Raw genomic sequence first — 2,021 nt, forward strand, 5'->3', positions numbered from 1 at the left:
AGGTGCCGCCGACCATCTGCGTGCCATAGGCGATCGCCTGCTCGGAGTGGAAGGTCCCGTTCTTGCCGGTGAAGCCCTGGCAGATGACCTTGGTGTTCTTGTCGATCAGGATGGACATGTCTGCTCCTCAGGCCTTCTTGACCGCGGCGACGATCTTCTGCGCCGCATCGTCGAGGTCGTCGGCGGGAATGACGTTGAGGCCGGAATCGCGGATGATCTGCTTGCCTTCCTCGACATTGGTGCCTTCGAGGCGGACCACCAGCGGAACCTGAAGGCCGACCGCCTTCACCGCGGCGATGACGCCACGCGCGATGACGTCGCACTTCATGATGCCGCCGAAGATGTTGACGAGGATGCCCTTCACCTTCGGGTCGGCGGTGATGATCTTGAACGCCGCCGTCACCTTCTCTTCCGAGGCGCCGCCGCCGACGTCGAGGAAGTTCGCAGGGCTTTCGCCATAGAGCTGGATGATGTCGAGCGTCGCCATGGCCAGGCCCGCGCCGTTGACCATGCAGCCGATCGTGCCGTCGAGCGCGATATAGGCGAGGTCGTACTTGGACGCCTCGATCTCCTTCTCGTCCTCTTCCGTGGTGTCGCGCAGAGCGACGACCTCGGGGTGACGATACAGCGCGTTGGAGTCGAACGAGACCTTGGCGTCCAGGCACTTGATCTGGCCCTGGGTCGTCACGATCAGCGGGTTGATCTCCAGCATGTCCATGTCCTTGGCCACGAAGGCCGCATAGATCTGGCTGAGGACGGTGCCGGCCTGCTTGGCGAGGTCGCCCGAGAGGCCGAGGATGCGCGCCATGGCGCGGCCGTGATGCGGCATGATGCCGGTGGCGGGATCGACCGAGAAGGTCTCGATCTTCTCGGGCGTGTCATGCGCGACCGTCTCGATGTCCATGCCGCCTTCGGTGGAGATCACGAAGGCGATGCGCGAGGTCGCGCGATCGACCAGCGCCGAGAGGTAGAACTCCTTCTCGATGTCCGAGCCATCCTCGATGTACAGGCGGTTGACCTGCTTGCCGGTCTCGCCGGTCTGCACGGTCACCAGCGTGTTGCCGAGCATCTCCTTGGCATGGCTCTCGACCTCCTCGACCGACTTGGCGAGGCGCACGCCGCCCTTCGCGTCGGGGCCGAGTTCCTTGAACTTGCCCTTGCCGCGGCCGCCGGCATGGATCTGCGACTTCACCACATAGAGCGGGCCGGGGAGCTTCTTGGCGGCTTCGACGGCTTCCGCCACCGTCAGCGCGGGAAAGCCGGCCGAGACGGGCGCGCCGAACTCCTTGAGGATGGCCTTGCCCTGGTATTCATGGATGTTCATGTGCTCGGTTTCCCTGGCAGCGACGAAAAATGACGAAGGGCGGCGGCCGCGCGAGCGACCGCCGCCTCGATAGAAATCAGGCGAGCGAGCCGTCGACCGACTTGCAGGCGTCGATCAGCGTCTGGACGGAGCCGACCGACTTCGCCAGCATCTCCTTCTCGGCGCCGTTGAGGCGGATCTTCACGACCCTCTCGACGCCCTTGGCGCCGATCACCACCGGCACACCGACGAACATGTCCTTCACGCCGTACTGGCCCTTGAGGTAGGCGGCGGCGGGCAGGACGCGCTTCTGGTCCTTGAGGTAGCTCTCGGCCATCGCGATCGCGGAGGCCGCCGGGGCATAGAAGGCCGAGCCGGTCTTGAGCAGGTTGACGATCTCGCCGCCGCCCTTGCGGGTGCGCTCGACGATGGCGTCCAGGCGCTCCTGCGTGGTCCACTTCATCTTGACGAGGTCCGGCAGCGGGATGCCGGCGACGCCCGAATAGCGGACCAGCGGCACCATGTCGTCGCCATGGCCGCCCAGCACGAAGGCCGAGACGTCCTTGACCGAAACCTGGAACTCCTCGGCGAGGAAGTAGCGGAAGCGGGCGGAGTCGAGCACGCCGGCCATGCCGCAGATCATGTTCGGCTTGATGCCGGAGAACTTCTGCAGCGCCCAGACCATCGCGTCGAGCGGGTTGGTGATGCAGATCACGAA

The 2,021-nt window shown here is 65.1% G+C and carries 2 protein-coding genes and 1 pseudogene; all 3 read right to left on the bottom strand.

The features are described from left to right. Positions 1 to 118 (bottom strand): annotated as a pseudogene (locus ACOJTB_RS16200) (succinate--CoA ligase subunit alpha); the annotation flags it as partial. Between the two features lie 9 nt (positions 119 to 127). Continuing rightward, positions 128 to 1,324, bottom strand: coding sequence for an ADP-forming succinate--CoA ligase subunit beta (sucC, locus tag ACOJTB_RS16205; protein ID WP_420103558.1), 1,197 nt, complete (start codon positions 1,322 to 1,324; stop codon positions 128 to 130). A 76-nt stretch (positions 1,325 to 1,400) separates the two neighbouring features. Then, positions 1,401 to 2,021, bottom strand: a 621-nt coding sequence (locus ACOJTB_RS16210; RefSeq protein WP_420103559.1) for a malate dehydrogenase, incomplete at its 5' end; no start/stop codon positions are given.

The organism is Allobosea sp. (assembly GCF_048595345.1).
Classification (GTDB): Bacteria; Pseudomonadota; Alphaproteobacteria; order Rhizobiales; family Beijerinckiaceae; genus Allobosea.